Genomic DNA, 19,770 nt, shown 5'->3' with positions numbered 1-19,770 from the left:
ACTGCCATCGTCCGAAACGCTTCAAAAGTGCAGGAACAGGACGTAGCGGTTTTGGAGAAAGATGTGTTTGAACTGACTGCAGAAGACATCAAGCCGTTTGACGCGGTCGTAAATGCTTTTGGGGCAGCGCCCGGCCAGGAACATCTTCATGTAGAAGCAGGCAGAGCACTCATCAGCATATTAAAAGACGCGAAGCACACAAGATTGCTTGTTGTTGGCGGAGCGGGAAGCCTGTTTGTTGATGAAGCCAAAACAATCCGTTTAATGGATACGCCGGAATTTCCGAAAGAATATTTGCCAACTGCATCAAATCAAGGCGAGAACCTGAAAGACTTGCAGCAGACAGACTCTATTTCCTGGACATTCCTCAGTCCTGCGGCATTTTTTGATCCGGCAGGAAAACGGACTGGCTCTTACCAAAAAGGGAAAGACAATGTCATCGTAAATGCCAAAGGCGACAGCTATATCAGCTATGCAGATTATGCCATTGCCGTATTGGATGAGCTTGAACAACCTGCACACAAAAATGAGCGCTTCACAGTAGTAAGCGAAGCGGAATAATAAAAAACCCGGAGCCAGCTCCGGGTTTTTCTCTTAAATAAGATGCCCCACCTTTTGGTCGCAGGCGCAACCGGGAGCGGAAAAAGTGTCTGTGTCAACGGCATTATTACAAGTATTTTAATGCGCGCAAAACCGCATGAAGTGAAAATGATGATGATCGATCCTAAAATGGTAGAGCTGAATGTCTACAACGGGATTCCGCACCTGCTTGCTCCGGTTGTAACCGACCCGAAAAAAGCATCGCAGGCTTTGAAAAAGGTTGTCAATGAAATGGAGCGGCGGTATGAATTATTTTCTCATACGGGCACACGAAATATTGAAGGATACAATGATTATATAAAACGCGCCAACAATGAAGAAGGAGCGAAACAGCCGGAGCTTCCTTATATTGTTGTCGTTGTGGACGAGCTTGCCGATCTCATGATGGTCGCTTCGTCTGATGTGGAAGATTCGATTACGAGATTGTCCCAAATGGCGCGGGCTGCCGGCATCCATCTCATTATTGCGACGCAGCGGCCTTCGGTGGACGTTATCACAGGGGTGATCAAAGCGAACATTCCGTCACGAATCGCGTTCAGCGTATCTTCACAGACGGATTCAAGGACCATTCTTGACATGGGCGGCGCAGAGAAGCTTCTCGGCCGCGGCGATATGCTGTTTTTACCTGTAGGGGCTAACAAACCTGTCCGTGTACAAGGAGCATTTTTGTCGGATGACGAAGTGGAGAAGATCGTCGACCATGTGATTACGCAGCAGAAAGCGCAATATCAAGAAGAAATGATTCCTGAGGAGACAACGGAAACTCATTCAGAGGTTACTGATGAACTTTATGATGAAGCTGTTGAATTAATCGTCGGCATGCAGACGGCATCTGTTTCAATGCTGCAAAGAAGATTCAGAATCGGCTATACGAGAGCGGCGCGCCTGATTGACGCAATGGAGGAACGCGGCGTTGTCGGGCCGTATGAAGGCAGCAAACCTAGGGAAGTCTTATTATCAAAAGAGAAATATGATGAGCTCTCTTCATAATGAAGGGAGTTCCATTCTCCTTTAGTTATCAATAATAACATTATGTAAACTGATAAGCTTTCTATTTATTTTTTCGACAAAACATGATATAGTTGTCCCAATTGTTCAATAATTTTTATCGAAAGTGGTTTACGGAGGGGAAACATGTCTACAAAAGCTGATAATCGGCACTTGTATTTGAAAGTAATTGAACGAATTAAAGAGGATATAAAAAATGGGATCTACACTGAGAAGGAAAAGCTGCCTTCTGAATTTGAGCTTTCCAAAAAGCTAGGTGTGAGCAGAGCGACGCTAAGAGAAGCCTTGCGGATATTGGAAGAAGAGCACGTGATTATCAGAAGGCATGGTGTAGGCACTTTTGTCCATTCTAAGCCGTTATTTCTTTCGGGCATTGAACAGCTGAACAGTGTAACGAAGATGATAGAACAGGCAAATATGACCCCTGGCACGATTTTTCTGTCATCACAAGTGCTTATGCCGTCTGAGGATGATACGAAGAGGTTTCATTTGGCAGAAGGGCAAGAACTTTTTTACCTTGAACGTGTTAGGACAGCTGACGGACAGCCGATTGTATATTGTATAGACAAAATTCCGATGAATATTTTGCCGAATTCTTTTTCTCATCAGCAAGAATCTATGTTTGACCTGCTTGAGAAAAATTCAGGCTCCGTAATCAGTTATGCAGTAACTGATATAGAACCGATCGGCTATCACGATACCATTTCTCCAGTGCTGGAATGCGATCCGGAAACAGCACTTTTACTGTTAAAACAAACCCATTACGATCAGCACGATAAACCGGTGCTTTACTCGTTAAATTATTTCAGAGCCGATAAATTCAGATTTCATGTTTTGCGTAAACGATTCTAAAAACGGACGCTTGTGTGTCTGTTTTTTTTATTTGCACTGATTCATGTTTCTTTGTACATACTTTCATTCCGGTTAACGCAATATATAAGAGATGACAAGAAAGTGAATGGGTGAAAATGTTGAGAAAGAAAAATGGAATGAAAAATATTATTGCATTGTCTTCCGTCCCGCTTGTGATGACACTCGGGAACTCCATGCTGATTCCTGTTCTTCCGATGATGGAAAAAAAGCTGTCGGTGACTTCATTTCAAGTGTCGTTAATCATTACTGTATATTCAGTAGTGGCAATTATTTGCATTCCGATTGCCGGATATTTGTCGGATCGTTTCGGGAGGAAAAAAATATTGCTTCCATGTCTCCTCATTGCAGGATTAGGTGGAGTGGTAGCTGCTTTTGCCTCAACCTACATGAAAAATCCTTATGCTATGATCTTGGCGGGGCGTGTTCTTCAAGGCATCGGTTCTGCAGGTGCCGCTCCTATCGTTATGCCGTTTATCGGTGACCTTTTTGAAGGAGACGATGAAAAGGTCAGCGCTGGACTTGGGGATATTGAAACCGCTAACACGTCAGGGAAGGTACTGAGTCCCATACTTGGCGCATTACTGGCTTCCTGGTACTGGTTTGTACCGTTTTGGTTTATTCCGTTTTTCTGTTTGATCAGCTTTTTGCTCGTATTGTTTTTAGTGGCCAAGCCTGAAGAAGATGAAGATGCGCCTGCGGTTTCTGAGTTTATCAAGAGCGTGAAGAAAATCTTTAAACAGGATGGGCGCTGGCTTTATACGGTCTTCATTATCGGGTGTGTCATTATGTTTTTGTTATTTGGCGTATTATTTTATTTGTCAGATACGCTGGAGAACAAGTATGCCATTGACGGAGTAGCTAAAGGCGGATTACTGGCAATCCCACTTTTGTTTTTGTCAACCAGTTCTTTTATAGCTGGCAAAAAGATCGGTAAAGATAAAGGCCGAATGAAATTTTGCGTTGTGACAGGAATGATTCTGTTAACCCTGTCGTTTATTGCCTTGTGGTGGAACCACAGTTTTTATTTTTTATTTGTCTTTTTAAGCTTTGGCGGGATTGGGATTGGCATGGCTCTTCCTGCTTTAGATGCATTGATAACCGAAGGAATTGAAAGTGAGCAATGCGGAACCATATCCTCCTTCTACAATAGCATGCGCTTTATAGGAGTGGCTCTCGGCCCGCCTGTTTTTGCTGCGTTAATGTCAAATGCAAACTGGATTATTTTCATACTCTCGGCGTTTTGCAGCATTGTTTCTTTATTTTTAGTGCTATTTACTATAGATGCTAAAAAAAGTGAAGAAGAAGAAAAAAACTTAGGGACGGTCTAGCCAACCGTCTTTTTTTGCGCGCCCTTGCAGGTTCTAACCATCGCCGAGATTGGAAAAGAACTTACTATACCGTATGCGGAGGTTATTGTTTCCTTATAAATCCTACAGTTGCTATAATTACATGAAAGAGTGTTTCTGCGTATGCTTAAAATTGGTCATAATACATACTAATGAAGAAATGAACGAAGGAGGTTCCATATGTCATATGTTAATGAACTCAAAACAAAGCACGGCGGTTTAACCGCACACATTGTAGAAACAGAAAAATTTAAAACCGTCTCGCTTATTTTTAAGATGCTTGCGCCGCTGACAAAGGATCAAGTCACCAAAAGAGCGCTTCTCCCGCATGTGCTTCTTCGCGGAACGAAAAGCCATCCGAAAACCTCAGAATTGCGTTCCTATTTGGATGAGCTGTACGGCACATCAGTATCGGCGGACCTTACGAAAAAAGGAGAGCGGCACGTCATTACGTTCAGGCTTGAAATCCCGAATGAAAAATATTTAAAAGACCAAACACCGCTTCTTGAGAAAGGGCTTCAGCTTCTCGCAGAAATCGTCTTTTCACCTGCTTTAGAGGGGGGCGCTTTTCAGCCACAATATGTGGCTCAAGAAAAACGGACGCTTAAGCAAAGAATCCAAGCCGTCTATGATGATAAAATGCGCTACTCGAATTTAAGGCTGATACAGGAAATGTGCAAAAATGAGCCTTACGCGCTCCATGTCAATGGTGAAATCGACGATGTCGATGACATTACGGCCGAGCAATTATACGAAACATACCAAAGCGCTATCCAAAAAGACCAGCTTGATCTTTATGTTGTTGGTGATGTGGACAGTAAGCAGGTGCAAACGGCGATTGATAAGTATTTCCAAACCGAAGAGCGCACTCTTGGCATGATTAAAAACAATCGGGCTGATGAAAAAGTTCAGGCAAATGAAGTGATTGATGAGGAAGATGTCAAACAAGGAAAGCTGAATATCGGCTACCGCACCGGCATCACTTATACAGATCAGGACTATCCGGCTTTACAAGTGTTTAACGGATTGTTCGGCGGATTCTCTCACTCTAAACTTTTCATTAACGTTCGGGAAAAAGCCAGCCTTGCTTACTACGCCGCTTCGCGTATAGAAAGTTTTAAAGGCTTGTTAATGGTGATGTCAGGCATTGAAGTAAAAAATTACGACCAGGCTGTTTCGATTATTGCGGAGCAGTTTCAGGCAATGAAAAACGGCGATTTCAGTGAGCAAGACATCGAACAGACAAAAGCCGTCATTCGCAACCAAGTGCTGGAAACAATTGATACTGCATACGGTTTAACTGAATTTTTATATCAGCAGGCCGCTGCTCAAGTCGAGATTCCTATCGAAGACTTTCTTGCCAATATTGAGAATGTCACAAAAGAGGATATCATTAAAGCCGGCGAAAAGATTCAGCTTGATACGACTTATTTCTTAAAAGGGACGGAGGGAGCATCTTGATCAAACCAATCGAATATGAACAGCTTCAGGAGACGCTGTATCATGAAAAAATGTCCAACGGCCTTGACGTATACGTTTTGCCGAAAAAAGGTTTCAACAAGACATATGCGGTCTTTACAACAAAGTACGGTTCAATAGATAACCGGTTTGTCCCTTTAGATAAAAATGAGATGGTTCACGTGCCGGACGGGATCGCCCATTTTCTTGAGCATAAGCTGTTTGAAAAAGCGGACGGAGACGTTTTTCAAGATTTCAGCAAACAGGGTGCTTCTGCCAATGCGTTTACGTCATTTACAAGAACGGCTTATCTTTTCTCAAGCACATCAAATGTTGAACGCAATTTAGAGACGCTCATCGATTTCGTGCAGGACCCATATTTCACTGAAAAAACGGTTGAAAAAGAAAAAGGGATTATCGGGCAGGAGATTAACATGTACGATGATAATCCTGATTGGAGGCTTTACTTCGGGGTCATTGAAAACATGTACAAAGAGCATCCTGTCAGAATTGACATAGCGGGAACAGTGGAAAGCATTTCACATATTACAAAAGATCTTCTTTATGAATGCTATGAAACGTTTTATCACCCGAGCAACATGCTTCTATTCATTGTCGGCCCGGTAGATCCTGAAGCGATCATTTCGCAGGTCAGAGAAAATCAGGAGAAAAAGCCGTATACCGATCAGCCGGAAATTAAACGTGAAGAAGTGAAAGAGCAAGAAGCGGTTTTCCGAAAAGAAAAAGAGATCAAAATGAACGTGCAGGGACCGAAATGCCTTGTCGGGCTAAAATCAAAGAACCCGTTTAGATTAGGCAAAGAGCTGTTAAAGCATGAACTTTCTATGAACTTATTGCTTGAAGCTCTTTTCGGCAAAAGCTCTGCCCAGTATGAATCACTTTATGAAAAAGGGTATATTGACGAAACGTTCAGCTTTGATTTTACTGCTGAATATGGGTTCGGTTTTGCAGCGATCGGCGGAGATACGCCTGATCCTGATCAATTGGCTGAAGACGTTTCAAGCATGCTTTTGCGCGCGGGCGAATTGATTACCGCTGAAAAGATTGAACTGGCCAGAAAGAAAAAGATCGGTACATTCTTAAAAGCGCTGAATTCCCCTGAATACATCGCTAATCAATTTACCCGTTATGCATTCTTGGATATGAGCCTGTTTGACGTCGTAACGGTACTCGAGCAGATTACTATCGAGGATGTGCAGAAAGTCATACAAGAGGAAATTGCTGCAGACAGACTGACTGTATGCAAGGTTGTTCCTAAATCATAAACAAAACATCCCTCCAGTGTGAGGGGTGTTTTTGTGCGGAAAGAAGGAAAGAGCATGAACAAAATAGCACTAATCACCGGAGCAAGCGGCGGCATTGGCAAAAGCATCAGCGAAACCCTTGCGGCTAAGGGATACAATCTGCTGCTTCATTACAATACAAATCAAAATGCGGCAGCGGAGCTTGCTGAAAAACTAAGAGAGAAGTTTGGCGTGCACGCGGAGATATTGCAAGCCGATCTGTCCTCTCCAGAAGGGGCAGATAAGCTGACAAGTTTAATTGTTCAGCCGATTGATGCGATTGTTTTAAACAGCGGAAGAAGCCATTTTGGGCTGATTACGGATGTGGATAACGTAACAGTCCAGGAAATGGTTCAGCTCCATGTGGCGAGTCCGTATATGCTGACAAGAAACCTTCTTCCAGGCATGATTCGGAATAAATCGGGAGCAATTGTGGCTGTCAGCTCGATTTGGGGAGAGACTGGAGCATCCTGTGAAGTGCTGTACAGCATGGCAAAGGGAGCTCAGCATTCGTTTGTAAAAGGGCTGGCTAAGGAGCTGGCGCCAAGCGGAATCAGGGTAAACGCGGTAGCGCCGGGCGCGGTTGATACAAATATGATGAATCAATTCACCCCGTCTGAAAAAGAAGAGATCGCTGATGAGATCCCGATCGGCCGGCTGGCCCGGCCGCAGGAAATTGCGGATGCAACAGCTTTTCTCCTGTCTGACAAAGCATCATATATCACCGGCCAAATTCTGTCGGTGAATGGCGGCTGGCACTGCTGATCCGAAAATATTCGGTGTATAGTTTCTTTTGTGAAGGACACAATAATCTTGTAACTTCACATGAAATGGAGGAAACAAGCATGTCAGTATTAGAAAACTGGGATAGCTGGAAAAACTTCCTTGGCGACCGTCTGAACTATGCGCAAGATAAAGGTATGAGCCAGGATACGATTACAGATCTTGCGACAGAAATCGGCAGCTACTTGGCTAATGAAGTGGAATCTAAGAACGAGCAGGAGAAAGTGCTGGCAGATCTTTGGAGTGTAGCATCAAAAGATGAACAGCACGCCATTGCCAATATGATGGTTAAGCTTGTTGAAAATAACAGCACTCACTAGGAAGAGAGGGGATTTTTCCTCTCTTTTTTATGTTTTCCTCATCACAGCAACATTCTTCTTTCTAATTAGAGAAAAATGCTTTATGATAAAGGAAGGTAAAATTTTGCCACAATGAAGGGGGTATATCATTTGGCAAAGCTCGAATGGTATTTTGAATATGAAATTCAAGTGAACCGCCCCGGACTGCTCGGGGATATCTCATCTCTTCTTGGGATGCTTTCTATTAACATCGTAACGATAAACGGCGTCGATCTTTCCAGAAGGGGAATGCTCCTCAGGTGCCGCCATATAGATCAAATTAAACGATTAGAATCAATCTTAAAAACGATGGAAACAATTAAAGTAACGAAGCTTAGAGAACCGAGGCTTCGCGATCGTCTTGCCGTACGCCACGGCCGCTATATTCAACGGGATGCCGATGATAAGAAAACGTTCCGCTTTGAACGGGACGAGCTTGGCTTATTAGTCGATTTTATGGCCGAATTGTTCAAAAAAGAAGGCCATAAATTAATCGGAATCAGAGGAATGCCGCGTGTTGGAAAAACGGAATCGATTGTGGCCTCCAGTGTGTGTGCAAGCAAAAGGTGGCTGTTTGTGTCCTCAACCTTGCTGAAGCAGACGATAAGAAGCCAGCTGATTGCCGAAGAATACAGCACTGAAAATGTCTTTATCGTTGACGGAATTGTGTCAACACGAAGAGGATCGGAACGCCATCTCCAGCTGGTCCGAGAAATAATGCGGCTTCCGGCAACAAAAGTGGTGGAGCATCCGGACATATTCGTTCAAAATACAGAGTATACACTAGATGACTTTGATTATATTATTGAACTGAGAAATGACCCTGATGAGGTTATTACATATGAACATGCCGAGGAACCCCAAATGTTTGATCAACCCGGGTTTTCAAGCTTTGATTTTTAAAATTGGAAGGTGTTTGTTGTGACTGAACTAGGAATCCGGCTCAAAGAAGCCAGAGAGGAAAAAGCAATGTCATTGGATGATCTCCAAGCGGCAACAAAGATTCAAAAAAGGTATTTAACCGCCTTGGAGGAAGGAAACTATGACATTATTCCGGGGAAGTTTTATGTTCGGGCATTCATCAAGCAATATGCAGAAGCCGTTGGGCTTGATGCGGATCAGCTGTTTGAGGAGCATAAAAAAGATATCCCGAATACGTATCATGACGATGTGTCTGAAAAGATCTCTGGCATGAATCTTCAAAAGGAAATGCCAAAGCCAGCATCTAAGGCGCTGGAGCTGCTGCCAACGATACTTGTCATTCTCGGCGTGATTGTCGTGATTGCCATTGTGTACGCGATCATTCAATTTGCGAATCACAAAAACAGTGATGATCACAATGCGGCATCAGAAAAAGCAATTACGCAAAGTGAGAGCAAGTACGAAATCCCTAAAGATTCAACGCTGAAAGAGAATCAAAATAACAGCTCTGAAAAAGAGACAGACACTAAAAAAGAAACGAAAGAAAACGAAGATAAGAAAAAAGAAAATGACAGTGATAAGCTGGAGATTAAAGCTGCTGGCACTGAAGGATCGTTAACGACTTATGAAGTGTCCGGCGCTGATAAAATCGAGCTTGAATTGAAGGCAGCGGACAGCTCTTGGATTCGGGTGCGCGATGAAAACAGCAGCTCTTTAAAAGAAGGAACGCTGAAAAAAGACGAAACCTATAAAAAAGATATAACTGATCAGAAACAGGTTGAAATCCGCACAGGATATGCACCTAATCTGAAAATAAAAATCAACGGCAAGGTTCTTTCATATGAACTTGATCCGAAAAAAGTGATGGCACAAACCATAAAGATTGTAAATAAAAAGGAAGAAAAGTCATCTTAATTACCAGATGACTTTTCTTCACGTCCGAGTATGAAATTGGAGGGGCTTTATGTTTAACTTACCAAATAAAATCACACTAGCTAGAATCGCATTAATCCCAATCTTCATGATTATCATGCTGGCGCCGTTTGACTGGGGCAGGCTCGAAGTTGGAGACGAATCGATCCCGATCGCACACTTGGCGGGGGCCATTCTATTTATTATTGCATCTACAACAGATTGGGTTGACGGATATTATGCCCGAAAACTGAACCTTGTAACAAACTTCGGGAAATTTCTTGATCCGCTTGCGGACAAGCTGCTCGTATCCGCAGCGTTAATTATCCTTGTTCAATTTGATCTCGCGCCAGCTTGGATGGTCATTGTGATTATCAGCAGGGAGTTTGCTGTAACAGGTTTAAGGCTTGTTTTGGCCGGAACAGGAGAAGTCGTAGCTGCTAACATGCTTGGTAAAATCAAAACGTGGGCACAGATTATTGCGGTATCCGCATTGCTTCTTCACAATCTTCCATTTGAACTTGTGTCATTCCCGTTTGCTGACTTGGCGCTGTGGGTAGCCGTCTTCTTTACTGTCGTCTCAGGCTGGGAATATTTCTCTAAAAACTGGGAAGCGTTAAAAACATCTAACTAAGAAAGAAGGACTTCGTCATGGAATTTCCAAAAAAAGCTGAAATTATTGCCGTCGGTTCAGAGCTGCTGCTTGGCCAGATCGCCAATACAAATGCTCAATTTATCAGCAAACAGCTCGCTGAAATCGGGGTCAACGTATTTTATCATACAGCGGTCGGAGACAACCCGGAGCGGCTGAAGCAGGTCATCCGCATTGCTGAAGAACGCTCTGACTTCATTATTTTTTCAGGAGGTCTTGGACCCACAAAAGATGACCTGACGAAAGAAACGATTGCAAATACGCTGGGGCGTCCGCTTGTGTTAAATGATGAGGCATTCCAATCCATTGAGGACTATTTCAAGCGAACAAAACGCACGATGTCACCTAATAACCGAAAACAGGCACTTGTGATCGAAGGATCTGACGTGCTGGCGAATCACTTTGGAATGGCCCCGGGAATGCTCATAGAGCATGAATCGCGCTTCTATATGCTTCTTCCTGGGCCGCCGAGCGAATTGCGTCCAATGTTTGAAAATGAGGCAAAGCCTCTTCTGCTCAAAAAGATGGGTTCAAATGAAAAAATTGTGTCCACCGTTCTTCGCTTTTTCGGTATCGGCGAATCTCAGCTTGAAGCCGATTTGGAAGACATTATTGATGCACAAACCAACCCGACAATCGCTCCTTTGGCTGCTGATGGAGAGGTGACGCTGCGTCTGACAGCCAAACACGCCGATGAAAAGGAAACAGAGCGTCTGCTAAAAGAAACAGAGGCCGTTATCTTAGAGCGTGTCGGTGAATTTTTCTATGGGTACGATGATACTTCTCTTGTAAAAGAGCTATCTAAAGCATGTAAGGAAAAAGGCATTACAATTTCTGCGGCAGAAAGCTTTACTGGCGGGCTTTTTTCTGAATGGCTGACGGATCTTAGCGGTGCTTCAACATTATTTGCCGGCGGTGTTGTTTGCTATACAAACGACGTGAAGCAGAATGTGCTTGGTGTGAAGAAGGACACATTAGATCGTTTTGGAGCGGTCAGCAAGGAATGCGCAGCCGAACTGGCTAAGGGTGTTCAAAAACTCACTGGCAGCGATATCGGCATTAGCTTTACTGGTGTAGCAGGACCTGATGCTCAAGAAGGGCATGAGCCTGGGCATGTGTTTATCGGTATTTCCGCAAATGGGAAAGAAGAGGTTCATGAGTTTCACTTTGCGGGCTCCAGAACGGGAATCAGAAAACGCGGTGCCAAATATGGCTGCCATTTAATCTTAAAGCTTTTAGAACAAAAATAATATTATCAGCACATTATCCTCCTAAGAAAACATGATTTCTCTGATACATTATGATATTTTGATAGGAATCACGCCAAGAAAAAATCCGAATATGCGTTCGCTTTTTTCTTGGCAAATCCCTTCAAACAGGGTATAGTATATGTAGTGGTAACATAAAGGAGGAAAAAATAGAATGAGTGATCGTCAGGCAGCCTTAGATATGGCTCTTAAACAAATAGAAAAACAGTTCGGCAAAGGTTCCATTATGAAACTGGGAGAAAAGACAGATACAAGAATTTCTACTGTCCCAAGCGGCTCCCTCGCACTTGATACGGCATTGGGAATTGGCGGATATCCGCGCGGACGAATTATTGAAGTATACGGTCCTGAAAGCTCAGGTAAAACAACTGTGGCGCTTCATGCAATTGCTGAAGTACAGCAGCAGGGCGGACAAGCCGCGTTTATCGATGCGGAGCATGCGTTAGATCCGGTATACGCGCAAAAGCTTGGTGTTAACATCGAAGAGCTTTTACTGTCTCAGCCTGACACAGGCGAGCAGGCGCTTGAAATTGCGGAAGCATTGGTTCGAAGCGGGGCAGTTGACATTGTTGTTGTCGACTCTGTAGCTGCTCTCGTTCCAAAAGCGGAAATTGAAGGCGACATGGGAGATTCGCATGTCGGTCTACAAGCACGCTTAATGTCTCAAGCGCTTCGTAAGCTTTCAGGGGCCATTAACAAATCGAAGACAATCGCGATTTTCATTAACCAAATTCGTGAAAAAGTCGGCGTTATGTTCGGGAACCCGGAAACAACTCCTGGCGGCCGTGCACTGAAATTTTATTCTTCCGTGCGTCTAGAAGTGCGCCGTGCTGAACAGCTGAAACAAGGCAATGACGTAATGGGGAACAAAACGAAAATCAAAGTCGTGAAAAACAAGGTGGCTCCGCCGTTCCGTACAGCCGAGGTTGACATTATGTACGGAGAAGGCATTTCAAAAGAAGGAGAAATCATTGATCTAGGAACTGAACTTGATATCGTGCAAAAAAGCGGTTCATGGTACTCTTATGAAGAAGAGCGTCTTGGCCAAGGCCGTGAAAATGCAAAACAATTCCTGAAAGAAAATAAAGATATCATGCTGATGATCCAGGAGCAGATTCGCGAACATTACGGCTTGGATAATAACGGAGTAGTGCAGCAGCAAGCTGAAGAGACACAAGAAGAACTCGAATTTGAAGAATAAAAATAAAATAAATTTCAAATGATACAAAAGGCTGAGTGAAAAACTCAGCTTTTTTGTATTTTGCAAAAAAATGATAAAAATATTGCTTTTCTTGACAACTTTTTTAGGGCTTTATTCGTCTAACAAAACGTGTGCAAAATGGAATTTATTTCGGGAGGAAAAAATGAATGACGAGCCCAACCCGCAGAAGAACTGCGAAACGCAGACGGAGAAAACTAAATAAAAGAGGAAAACTTTTGCTTGGTCTTTTAGCAGTGATGGTTTGCATTACGATTTGGAATGCGCTTCATCGAAATAGTGAAGAAAACGAGCCATCTCAAGAAACTGCAGCGGTTTCAAATACCGATCAGAAAAAAGAGGTTAAAAAGAAAACTGCCAAAAAATCAGAGGAACAAATCAAAACAGTAGACCGAAATCAAAACATCAGCAATTATTTAAAAGAGATCGGTTTCAGCGGAACCGCTATGATTGTCAGAAATGGAGAAATCGTAACAAATAAAGGTTTTGGCTATGCAGACCGTGAACATCACATTCAAAATAATCCATTGACGTCTTTTTACGTCGGTTCGTCACAAAAAGCGCTGATTGCAACCGCTATTTTGCAGCTTGAGGAAAAGGGGAAACTTCAGACAAGTGATCCGGTAAGTACATATTTACCTCATTTTCCTAACGGACAAACGATTACTTTGAAGAATCTGCTTACACATACATCGGGGATAAACGGACATATTGAAGGAAACGGCGCCATTACCCCGGACGATTTAATAAAAGACATAGAACTTCAGGGAATCAAACGTCAGCCGGGCGTATGGGACTACAAGGATTCCAACTATTCTGTTCTCGCTTATATCATTGCTGAAGTAAGCGGTGAGCCGTATGAACAGTACATAAAGAATCATATTTTTAAACCGGCGGGAATGACGCATGCAGGCTTTTACAAAACATATGAAAAAGAACCTTATCCTGCCGTCGGGTATAAGATGAAGGGCAGCAAAACGGTTACACCGTATATACCTGATCTATCTCAGCTGTATGGAGCCGGCGATATTTATATGAGCGCTATAGATATGTATAAATTTGACCAAGCGCTGGTAGACGGAAAACTGTATTCACAAAAAAGCTATGAAAAGATGTTTACGCCAGGGAGCAGCTCCACATACGGCATGGGATTTTATGTTGATCCCGGAAGCTATTCAAACCATGGCGTTATGCCGGGCTTCAATATCTTGAACAGCTTTAGTAAATCTGGGCAAACCATTGTTATTTTGTTCTCTAACATTCAAAATAACGCTAAATTGGGCCAAGTGAACAATAAAATATATCAGCTTCTGAATCAAGAATGATCCGTGATCTTCTTTTGGATAAATTGCATTCGGCACGGGAAAAGACGTCGGGTCTGCAAACGTTAAGATGGCAAGCTTGACAAGTATTTCCGACACATTTACAATGAAGTTGTAACATTTGTTTTTTTAACATGATTGTTAAACCATTTAAACTTGACAAGGGCGATGAACATACTCATTCCCTGTGAAGGTTCTGTATGTTGAGAAAACTAGACAATGTACATGCCGACACTTATTTAAGCAACAACCAAGTTTATAGCAAGAGGAGGTGAAAGTATGACCCCAATTATGATGGTTCTCATCTCCATTTTGCTGATTCTACTCGGTTTAGTTGTTGGCTACTTTGTTCGTAAAACCATTGCCGAAGCGAAAATTGCAGGCGCACGCGGTGCAGCCGAGCAAATTCTTGAAGATGCAAAGCGTGATGCTGAAGCACTGAAAAAAGAAGCTCTGCTTGAAGCAAAGGATGAAATCCACAAACTTCGAATAGATGCTGAACAGGAAGTTCGTGAAAGACGAAATGAGCTTCAAAAACAAGAAAACCGTTTACTCCAAAAGGAGGAAAACCTTGATCGCAAACATGAGGGAATTGATAAACGGGAAGCGATGTTGGAGAAGAAAGATCATTCTCTGAATGAACGACAACAACATATTGAAGAGATGGAAAGCAAAGTGGATGAGATGATTCGTATGCAGCAGTCAGAGTTGGAACGAATTTCGAGTCTGACTCGTGATGAAGCAAAACAAATCATTCTTGAGCGGGTTGAAAACGAGCTTTCACATGACATCGCCATCATGACAAAAGAAACTGAAAACCGTGCGAAAGAAGAGGCAGATAAGAAAGCGAAAAACATTCTTTCACTCGCCTTACAGCGCTGCGCAGCGGACCACGTTGCCGAAACAACGGTATCAGTTGTCAATCTTCCAAATGATGAGATGAAAGGACGTATCATCGGACGGGAAGGGCGTAACATTCGTACGCTTGAAACGCTGACAGGAATTGACCTGATTATTGATGATACACCTGAAGCTGTCATTCTTTCCGGATTTGATCCGATCAGACGTGAGACAGCCAGAATTGCTCTTGATAAACTCGTTCAGGATGGCCGAATTCATCCGGCACGGATTGAAGAAATGGTTGAAAAATCTCGTCGCGAGGTCGATGACTATATTCGTGAGATGGGTGAACAGACAACATTTGAGGTTGGTGTTCACGGCCTCCACCCAGATCTCATCAAGATCCTCGGCCGCTTAAAGTTCCGTACAAGCTATGGTCAAAATGTGCTTAAGCATTCCATGGAAGTCGCATTCTTGGCCGGTCTAATGGCATCGGAGCTTGGTGAAGACGCAAAGCTTGCCAAACGTGCGGGTCTTCTTCACGACATCGGGAAAGCAATTGACCATGAAGTAGAAGGAAGCCACGTTGAAATCGGGGTAGAGCTTGCGACCAAATATAAAGAGCACCCAGTCGTGATTAACAGTATTGCATCACACCACGGGGATGAGGAGCCGACTTCCATTATCGCTGTGCTGGTCGCTGCAGCAGATGCGCTTTCCGCTGCAAGGCCTGGCGCGAGAAGTGAGACGCTCGAGAATTATATTCGAAGACTTGAAAAACTCGAAGAAATTTCTGAGTCCTACGAAGGTGTTGAAAAATCATTTGCCATTCAGGCTGGACGCGAAGTGCGCATTATGGTGAAGCCGGATTCAATAAATGATCTTGAAGCTCATCGACTAGCGCGAGATATCCGCAAGCGAATTGAGGACGAGCTCGATTATCCAGGTCATATTAAGGTGACTGTAATCAGAGAAACTCGTGCCGTAGAGTATGCAAAATAAAGTGATGCGCTAAGCATCACTTTATTTTTTTGACGGCTAAGGAATTTTCAAGAAGAAAGGATTTACAAAATGAGAATTTTATTTATCGGAGATGTTGTCGGTTCACCGGGCCGTGACATGGTCAAAGAATATGTACCAAAGTTAAAAACAAAATATAAGCCTCACTTTACCATTATTAATGGTGAAAACGCCGCACATGGAAAAGGCTTGACGGAAAAAATTTATCACAGCTTAATCCAGTCCGGCGCAGATGCAATCACAATGGGGAACCACACATGGGACAAAAAAGAAATTTTTGATTTTATAGATGACGTTCCGAATTTGGTTCGCCCGGCAAACTTTCCTGAAGGAACACCGGGGAAAGGGATCACATATGTGAAAGCAAACGGCAAAGAACTTGCGGTTATTAATTTGCAGGGACGTACGTTTTTACCGCCGCTTGATGACCCGTTTTTAAAAGCGGATGAATTGATTGCTGAAGCTGCGAAAAGAACACCGTACATTTTTATCGACTTTCATGCCGAAGCGACAAGTGAAAAGCTCGCGCTTGGCTGGTACACGGATGGACGGGCATCAGCTGTTGTAGGAACTCATACACACGTGCAAACAGCGGATAACCGCATTTTGCCGAAGGGAACGGCATATATTACTGATGTAGGAATGACTGGCCCATATGACGGTATACTGGGAATGGACAGAGAGACGATTATTAAACGATTCAAAACGAACCTTCCAGTCCGGTTTACTGTAGCTGAAGGGAAAACAACGCTCAGCGGAGTTGTCATTGACATAGATGATCAAACGAAAAAAGCCGTGAAAATCGAGCGTGTTTTAATCAATGATGATCACATGTTCTTTGAATAATTGAACATAGGTTATTTTATAAAAATATTAAAAAGAAAAGCAGGAATATAGCAACTCCTTAGTGAATATAGTAAAAATGGAAGGTAGCCCGCTATTTTTGAAAAGCATTGTGGGGATGGCTTTTTGGATAGCAACATCTAATAATGATTGTTCTAATGAACACTCACTTATCCATTGTAAAACTAAGGGGGAGCAGAAATGGAAATCTTAAAAGTTTCAGCAAAATCGAGTCCAAATTCAGTGGCAGGTGCGCTTGCAGGCGTGTTGAGAGAGCGAGGAGCCGCCGAGATTCAAGCGATCGGAGCTGGTGCATTAAACCAGGCTGTAAAAGCTGTGGCGATTGCCAGGGGATTTGTGGCGCCTAGCGGCGTAGATTTGATTTGTATTCCGGCTTTTACAGATATTCAAATCGATGGGGAAGAAAGAACAGCGATTAAATTAATCGTGGAACCTCGCTAAAAACAAATAAAGTATTCTCAACCTGTTTGCGTAATGCAAACAGGTTGTTTTTCATTTATTGTGATATTTTCTCCCGATAGTATTTTTGGCATATAATGGGCGGATATGCAAAATCAGAAATGAGCTAAAACGTTTCAAAAAAAAAATTCCGCCCATTTTTCAAGACAGATACTTTTGTCCTTCTGGAAAAGACAGTGCTGTTTACGCTTATTCCATATCATGGTACAATCCGAATGTAACAAGAATTTTTCAAGGAGGATTGTACATGCAGAGTGGAAAGATGAAAGCTCTAATGAAAAAGGACGGGGCGTTCGGTGCTGTGCTGACTGAAGTTCCTATTCCTGAGATTGATAAACATGAAGTCCTCATAAAAGTGAAAGCTGCTTCCATATGCGGCACGGATGTGCACATTTATAATTGGGATCAATGGGCACGTCAGAGAATCAAAACACCCTATGTTTTCGGCCATGAGTTCAGCGGAATTGTTGAAGCTGTGGGAGAGAATGTCAGCGGTGTAAAAGTAGGAGAGTATGTGTCGGCGGAAACACACATTGTCTGCGGTGAATGTGTCCCTTGTGTAACAGGAAAATCTCATGTTTGTACCAATACTGCGATTATCGGAGTGGACACGGCAGGCTGTTTTGCGGAATATGTAAAAGTTCCCGCTGATAACATCTGGAGAAATCCTGCTGATATGGACCCGTCGATTGCTTCTATTCAAGAGCCTTTAGGAAATGCAGTTCATACCGTACTCGAGAGCCAGCCTGCAGGAGGAACGACAGCAGTGATTGGATGCGGGCCGATTGGTCTTATGGCTGTTGCGGTTGCAAAAGCAGCAGGAGCTTCTCAGGTGATAGCAATCGATAAGAATGAATACAGGCTGAGGCTTGCCAAACAAATGGGAGCGACTTGTACTGTTTCTATTGAAAAAGAAGATCCGCTCAAAATTGTAAGCGCTTTAACCAGTGGAGAAGGCGCAGATCTTGTTTGTGAGATGTCCGGCCATCCCTCAGCGATTGCCCAAGGTCTTGCGATGGCTGCGAATGGCGGAAGGTTTCATATTCTGAGCTTGCCGGAACATCCGGTGACAATTGATTTAACAAATAAAGTGGTATTTAAAGGGCTTACGATCCAAGGAATCACAGGAAGAAAAATGTTTTCAACCTGGCGCCAGGTGTCTCAACTGATCAGTTCAAACGTGCTAGATCTATCACCTGTTATTACCCATCAGTTTCCGTTAGAGGAGTTTGAAAAAGGGTTCGAACTGATGAGAAGCGGCCAGTGCGGAAAAGTAATTTTAATTCCATAAAAGGGGGATAAACATGACGAAGGAATTTGAGTTTTTAAAAGCAGAGCTTGATAGAATGAAAGAAAACCATACATGGCAAGACATAAAACAGCTTGAATCTATGCAAGGCCCATCTGTCACAGTCAATCATCAAAAAGTCATTCAGCTTTCTTCTAATAATTACCTCGGATTTACTTCACATCCTAGACTCATCAACGCCGCACAGGAGGCCGTACAGCAGTATGGAGCCGGCACCGGATCAGTGAGAACGATTGCCGGCACATTTACCATGCATCAAGAACTTGAGAAAAAGCTGGCAGCCTTTAAAAAAACGGAGGCAGCACTTGTATTCCAATCAGGCTTCACAACGAACCAAGGCGTACTTTCAAGTATTCTTACAAAAGAGGATATTGTCATCTCAGATGAGCTGAACCATGCCTCTATTATTGACGGAATTCGACTGACAAAGGCGGATAAAAAGGTGTATCAGCACGTCGATATGAGTGATTTAGAGCGGGTGCTGAGAAAGTCAATGAATTATCGGATGCGTCTGATTGTGACAGACGGCGTGTTTTCTATGGATGGCAACATAGCTCCTTTGCCTGATATTGTAGAGCTTGCTGAGAAATATGACGCATTTGTGATGGTGGATGACGCCCATGCATCCGGAGTGCTTGGCGAAAACGGCAGGGGAACGGTAAATCACTTCGGTCTTGATGGCAGAGTTCATATTCAGGTCGGAACACTAAGCAAGGCAATCGGAGTGCTTGGCGGCTATGCTGCAGGTTCAAAGGTGCTGATCGATTATTTGCGCCATAAAGGCCGTCCGTTTTTATTCAGTACATCCCATCCGCCTGCTGTCACTGCCGCTTGTATGGAAGCGATCGATGTCTTGCTGGAAGAGCCGGAGCATATGGAGCGCTTGTGGGAGAATACCGCTTATTTTAAAGCAATGCTTGTAAAAATGGGCCTGACTCTCACGAAGAGTGAAACGCCGATTCTTCCTATTTTAATAGGTGATGAAGGTGTGGCAAAGCAATTTTCTGATCAGCTCCTTTCTCGAGGCGTTTTTGCCCAAAGCATCGTTTTCCCGACTGTAGCAAAGGGTAAAGCCAGAATTCGCACGATTATAACAGCTGAGCATACCAAAGATGAACTGGATCAGGCGCTTGATGTCATCGAAAAGACGGCAAAGGAGCTCCAGCTATTGTAGGAGGAAGAGTTTGCTCTTCCTCTTTTGATTCCTTATTGATTATTATTCTCAATGAGTGTACAATGATAGGTTGCCAGTTGTGCAGAGCTTCAATAACCTT

The 19,770-nt window shown here is 43.3% G+C and carries 18 protein-coding genes and 1 pseudogene; all 19 read left to right on the top strand.

Annotated elements, in window-relative coordinates; genetic code table 11:
* On the top strand, window positions 1-561 hold a 561-nt coding region (locus tag BFW96_RS11100; RefSeq protein WP_069839445.1), incomplete at its 5' end, for an NAD(P)-dependent oxidoreductase.
* Window positions 562-594: 33 nt separating this feature from the next.
* A pseudogene (gene spoIIIE / locus BFW96_RS11095) lies at window positions 595-1,590 on the top strand (DNA translocase SpoIIIE); the annotation flags it as partial.
* 144 nt (window positions 1,591-1,734) lie between these two features.
* Window positions 1,735-2,460 (top strand): GntR family transcriptional regulator, encoded by a 726-nt coding sequence (locus BFW96_RS11090; RefSeq protein WP_003245732.1) that lies wholly within the window; start codon window positions 1,735-1,737, stop codon window positions 2,458-2,460.
* Between the two features lie 137 nt (window positions 2,461-2,597).
* Window positions 2,598-3,809 carry a bacillibactin exporter BcbE gene (gene bcbE, locus BFW96_RS11085; RefSeq protein WP_080478329.1) on the top strand — a complete coding sequence of 404 codons (1,212 nt, stop codon included), beginning with the start codon at window positions 2,598-2,600 and terminating at the stop codon, window positions 3,807-3,809.
* Between the two features lie 198 nt (window positions 3,810-4,007).
* Window positions 4,008-5,288, top strand: coding sequence for an EF-P 5-aminopentanol modification-associated protein YfmF (gene yfmF, locus BFW96_RS11080; protein ID WP_069839435.1), 1,281 nt, complete (start codon window positions 4,008-4,010; stop codon window positions 5,286-5,288).
* Window positions 5,285-6,571, top strand: coding sequence for an EF-P 5-aminopentanol modification-associated protein YfmH (gene yfmH / locus BFW96_RS11075; RefSeq protein WP_040083147.1), 1,287 nt, complete (start codon window positions 5,285-5,287; stop codon window positions 6,569-6,571). Before yfmF ends, yfmH begins: the two co-directional genes overlap by 4 nt.
* 54 nt (window positions 6,572-6,625) lie before the next feature.
* Complete coding sequence (ymfI, locus tag BFW96_RS11070; RefSeq protein WP_069839444.1) at window positions 6,626-7,354, top strand: elongation factor P 5-aminopentanone reductase; 729 nt, start codon at window positions 6,626-6,628, stop codon at window positions 7,352-7,354.
* Between the two features lie 80 nt (window positions 7,355-7,434).
* On the top strand, window positions 7,435-7,692 hold the full coding sequence (locus BFW96_RS11065) for a DUF3243 domain-containing protein (RefSeq protein ID WP_003245199.1): 258 nt from the start codon (window positions 7,435-7,437) through the stop codon (window positions 7,690-7,692).
* A gap of 129 nt (window positions 7,693-7,821) precedes the next feature.
* A complete protein-coding gene (locus tag BFW96_RS11060; RefSeq protein ID WP_040083145.1) occupies window positions 7,822-8,613 on the top strand; it encodes a DUF3388 domain-containing protein in 792 nt (263 codons plus the stop codon).
* An 18-nt stretch (window positions 8,614-8,631) separates the two neighbouring features.
* Window positions 8,632-9,546, top strand: coding sequence for a cell shape determination protein RodZ (gene rodZ, locus BFW96_RS11055; protein WP_069839434.1), 915 nt, complete (start codon window positions 8,632-8,634; stop codon window positions 9,544-9,546).
* A gap of 49 nt (window positions 9,547-9,595) precedes the next feature.
* Window positions 9,596-10,177 carry a CDP-diacylglycerol--glycerol-3-phosphate 3-phosphatidyltransferase gene (gene pgsA, locus BFW96_RS11050; protein WP_014664019.1) on the top strand — a complete coding sequence of 194 codons (582 nt, stop codon included), beginning with the start codon at window positions 9,596-9,598 and terminating at the stop codon, window positions 10,175-10,177.
* 17 nt (window positions 10,178-10,194) lie between these two features.
* Window positions 10,195-11,445, top strand: a complete 1,251-nt coding sequence (locus BFW96_RS11045) for a competence/damage-inducible protein A (RefSeq protein ID WP_069839433.1) — start codon at window positions 10,195-10,197, stop codon at window positions 11,443-11,445.
* A gap of 172 nt (window positions 11,446-11,617) precedes the next feature.
* Window positions 11,618-12,664 carry a recombinase RecA gene (recA, locus tag BFW96_RS11040; RefSeq protein ID WP_003245789.1) on the top strand — a complete coding sequence of 349 codons (1,047 nt, stop codon included), beginning with the start codon at window positions 11,618-11,620 and terminating at the stop codon, window positions 12,662-12,664.
* A 167-nt stretch (window positions 12,665-12,831) separates the two neighbouring features.
* Entirely contained in the window at window positions 12,832-14,007 is a 1,176-nt protein-coding gene (locus BFW96_RS11035) for a serine hydrolase domain-containing protein (RefSeq protein WP_069839432.1), read from the top strand.
* 276 nt (window positions 14,008-14,283) lie between these two features.
* Window positions 14,284-15,846 carry a ribonuclease Y gene (rny, locus tag BFW96_RS11030; protein WP_003221010.1) on the top strand — a complete coding sequence of 521 codons (1,563 nt, stop codon included), beginning with the start codon at window positions 14,284-14,286 and terminating at the stop codon, window positions 15,844-15,846.
* 69 nt (window positions 15,847-15,915) lie between these two features.
* Window positions 15,916-16,710, top strand: a complete 795-nt coding sequence (gene ymdB / locus BFW96_RS11025) for a 2',3'-cyclic-nucleotide 2'-phosphodiesterase (protein WP_040083141.1) — start codon at window positions 15,916-15,918, stop codon at window positions 16,708-16,710.
* A 198-nt stretch (window positions 16,711-16,908) separates the two neighbouring features.
* Window positions 16,909-17,169 carry a stage V sporulation protein SpoVS gene (gene spoVS / locus BFW96_RS11020; protein ID WP_003154135.1) on the top strand — a complete coding sequence of 87 codons (261 nt, stop codon included), beginning with the start codon at window positions 16,909-16,911 and terminating at the stop codon, window positions 17,167-17,169.
* A gap of 265 nt (window positions 17,170-17,434) precedes the next feature.
* Window positions 17,435-18,478 (top strand): L-threonine 3-dehydrogenase, encoded by a 1,044-nt coding sequence (gene tdh / locus BFW96_RS11015; protein ID WP_069839431.1) that lies wholly within the window; start codon window positions 17,435-17,437, stop codon window positions 18,476-18,478.
* Window positions 18,479-18,491: 13 nt separating this feature from the next.
* Entirely contained in the window at window positions 18,492-19,670 is a 1,179-nt protein-coding gene (locus BFW96_RS11010) for a glycine C-acetyltransferase (RefSeq protein WP_069149616.1), read from the top strand.
* The last annotated feature ends 100 nt before the right edge of the window (window positions 19,671-19,770 follow it).

Origin of the sequence: Bacillus sp. F56 (genome assembly GCF_001748205.1) — a bacterium.
Taxonomy (GTDB): domain Bacteria; phylum Bacillota; class Bacilli; order Bacillales; family Bacillaceae; genus Bacillus; species Bacillus stercoris.
This window is presented reverse-complemented; position numbering and strand designations above follow the sequence as displayed.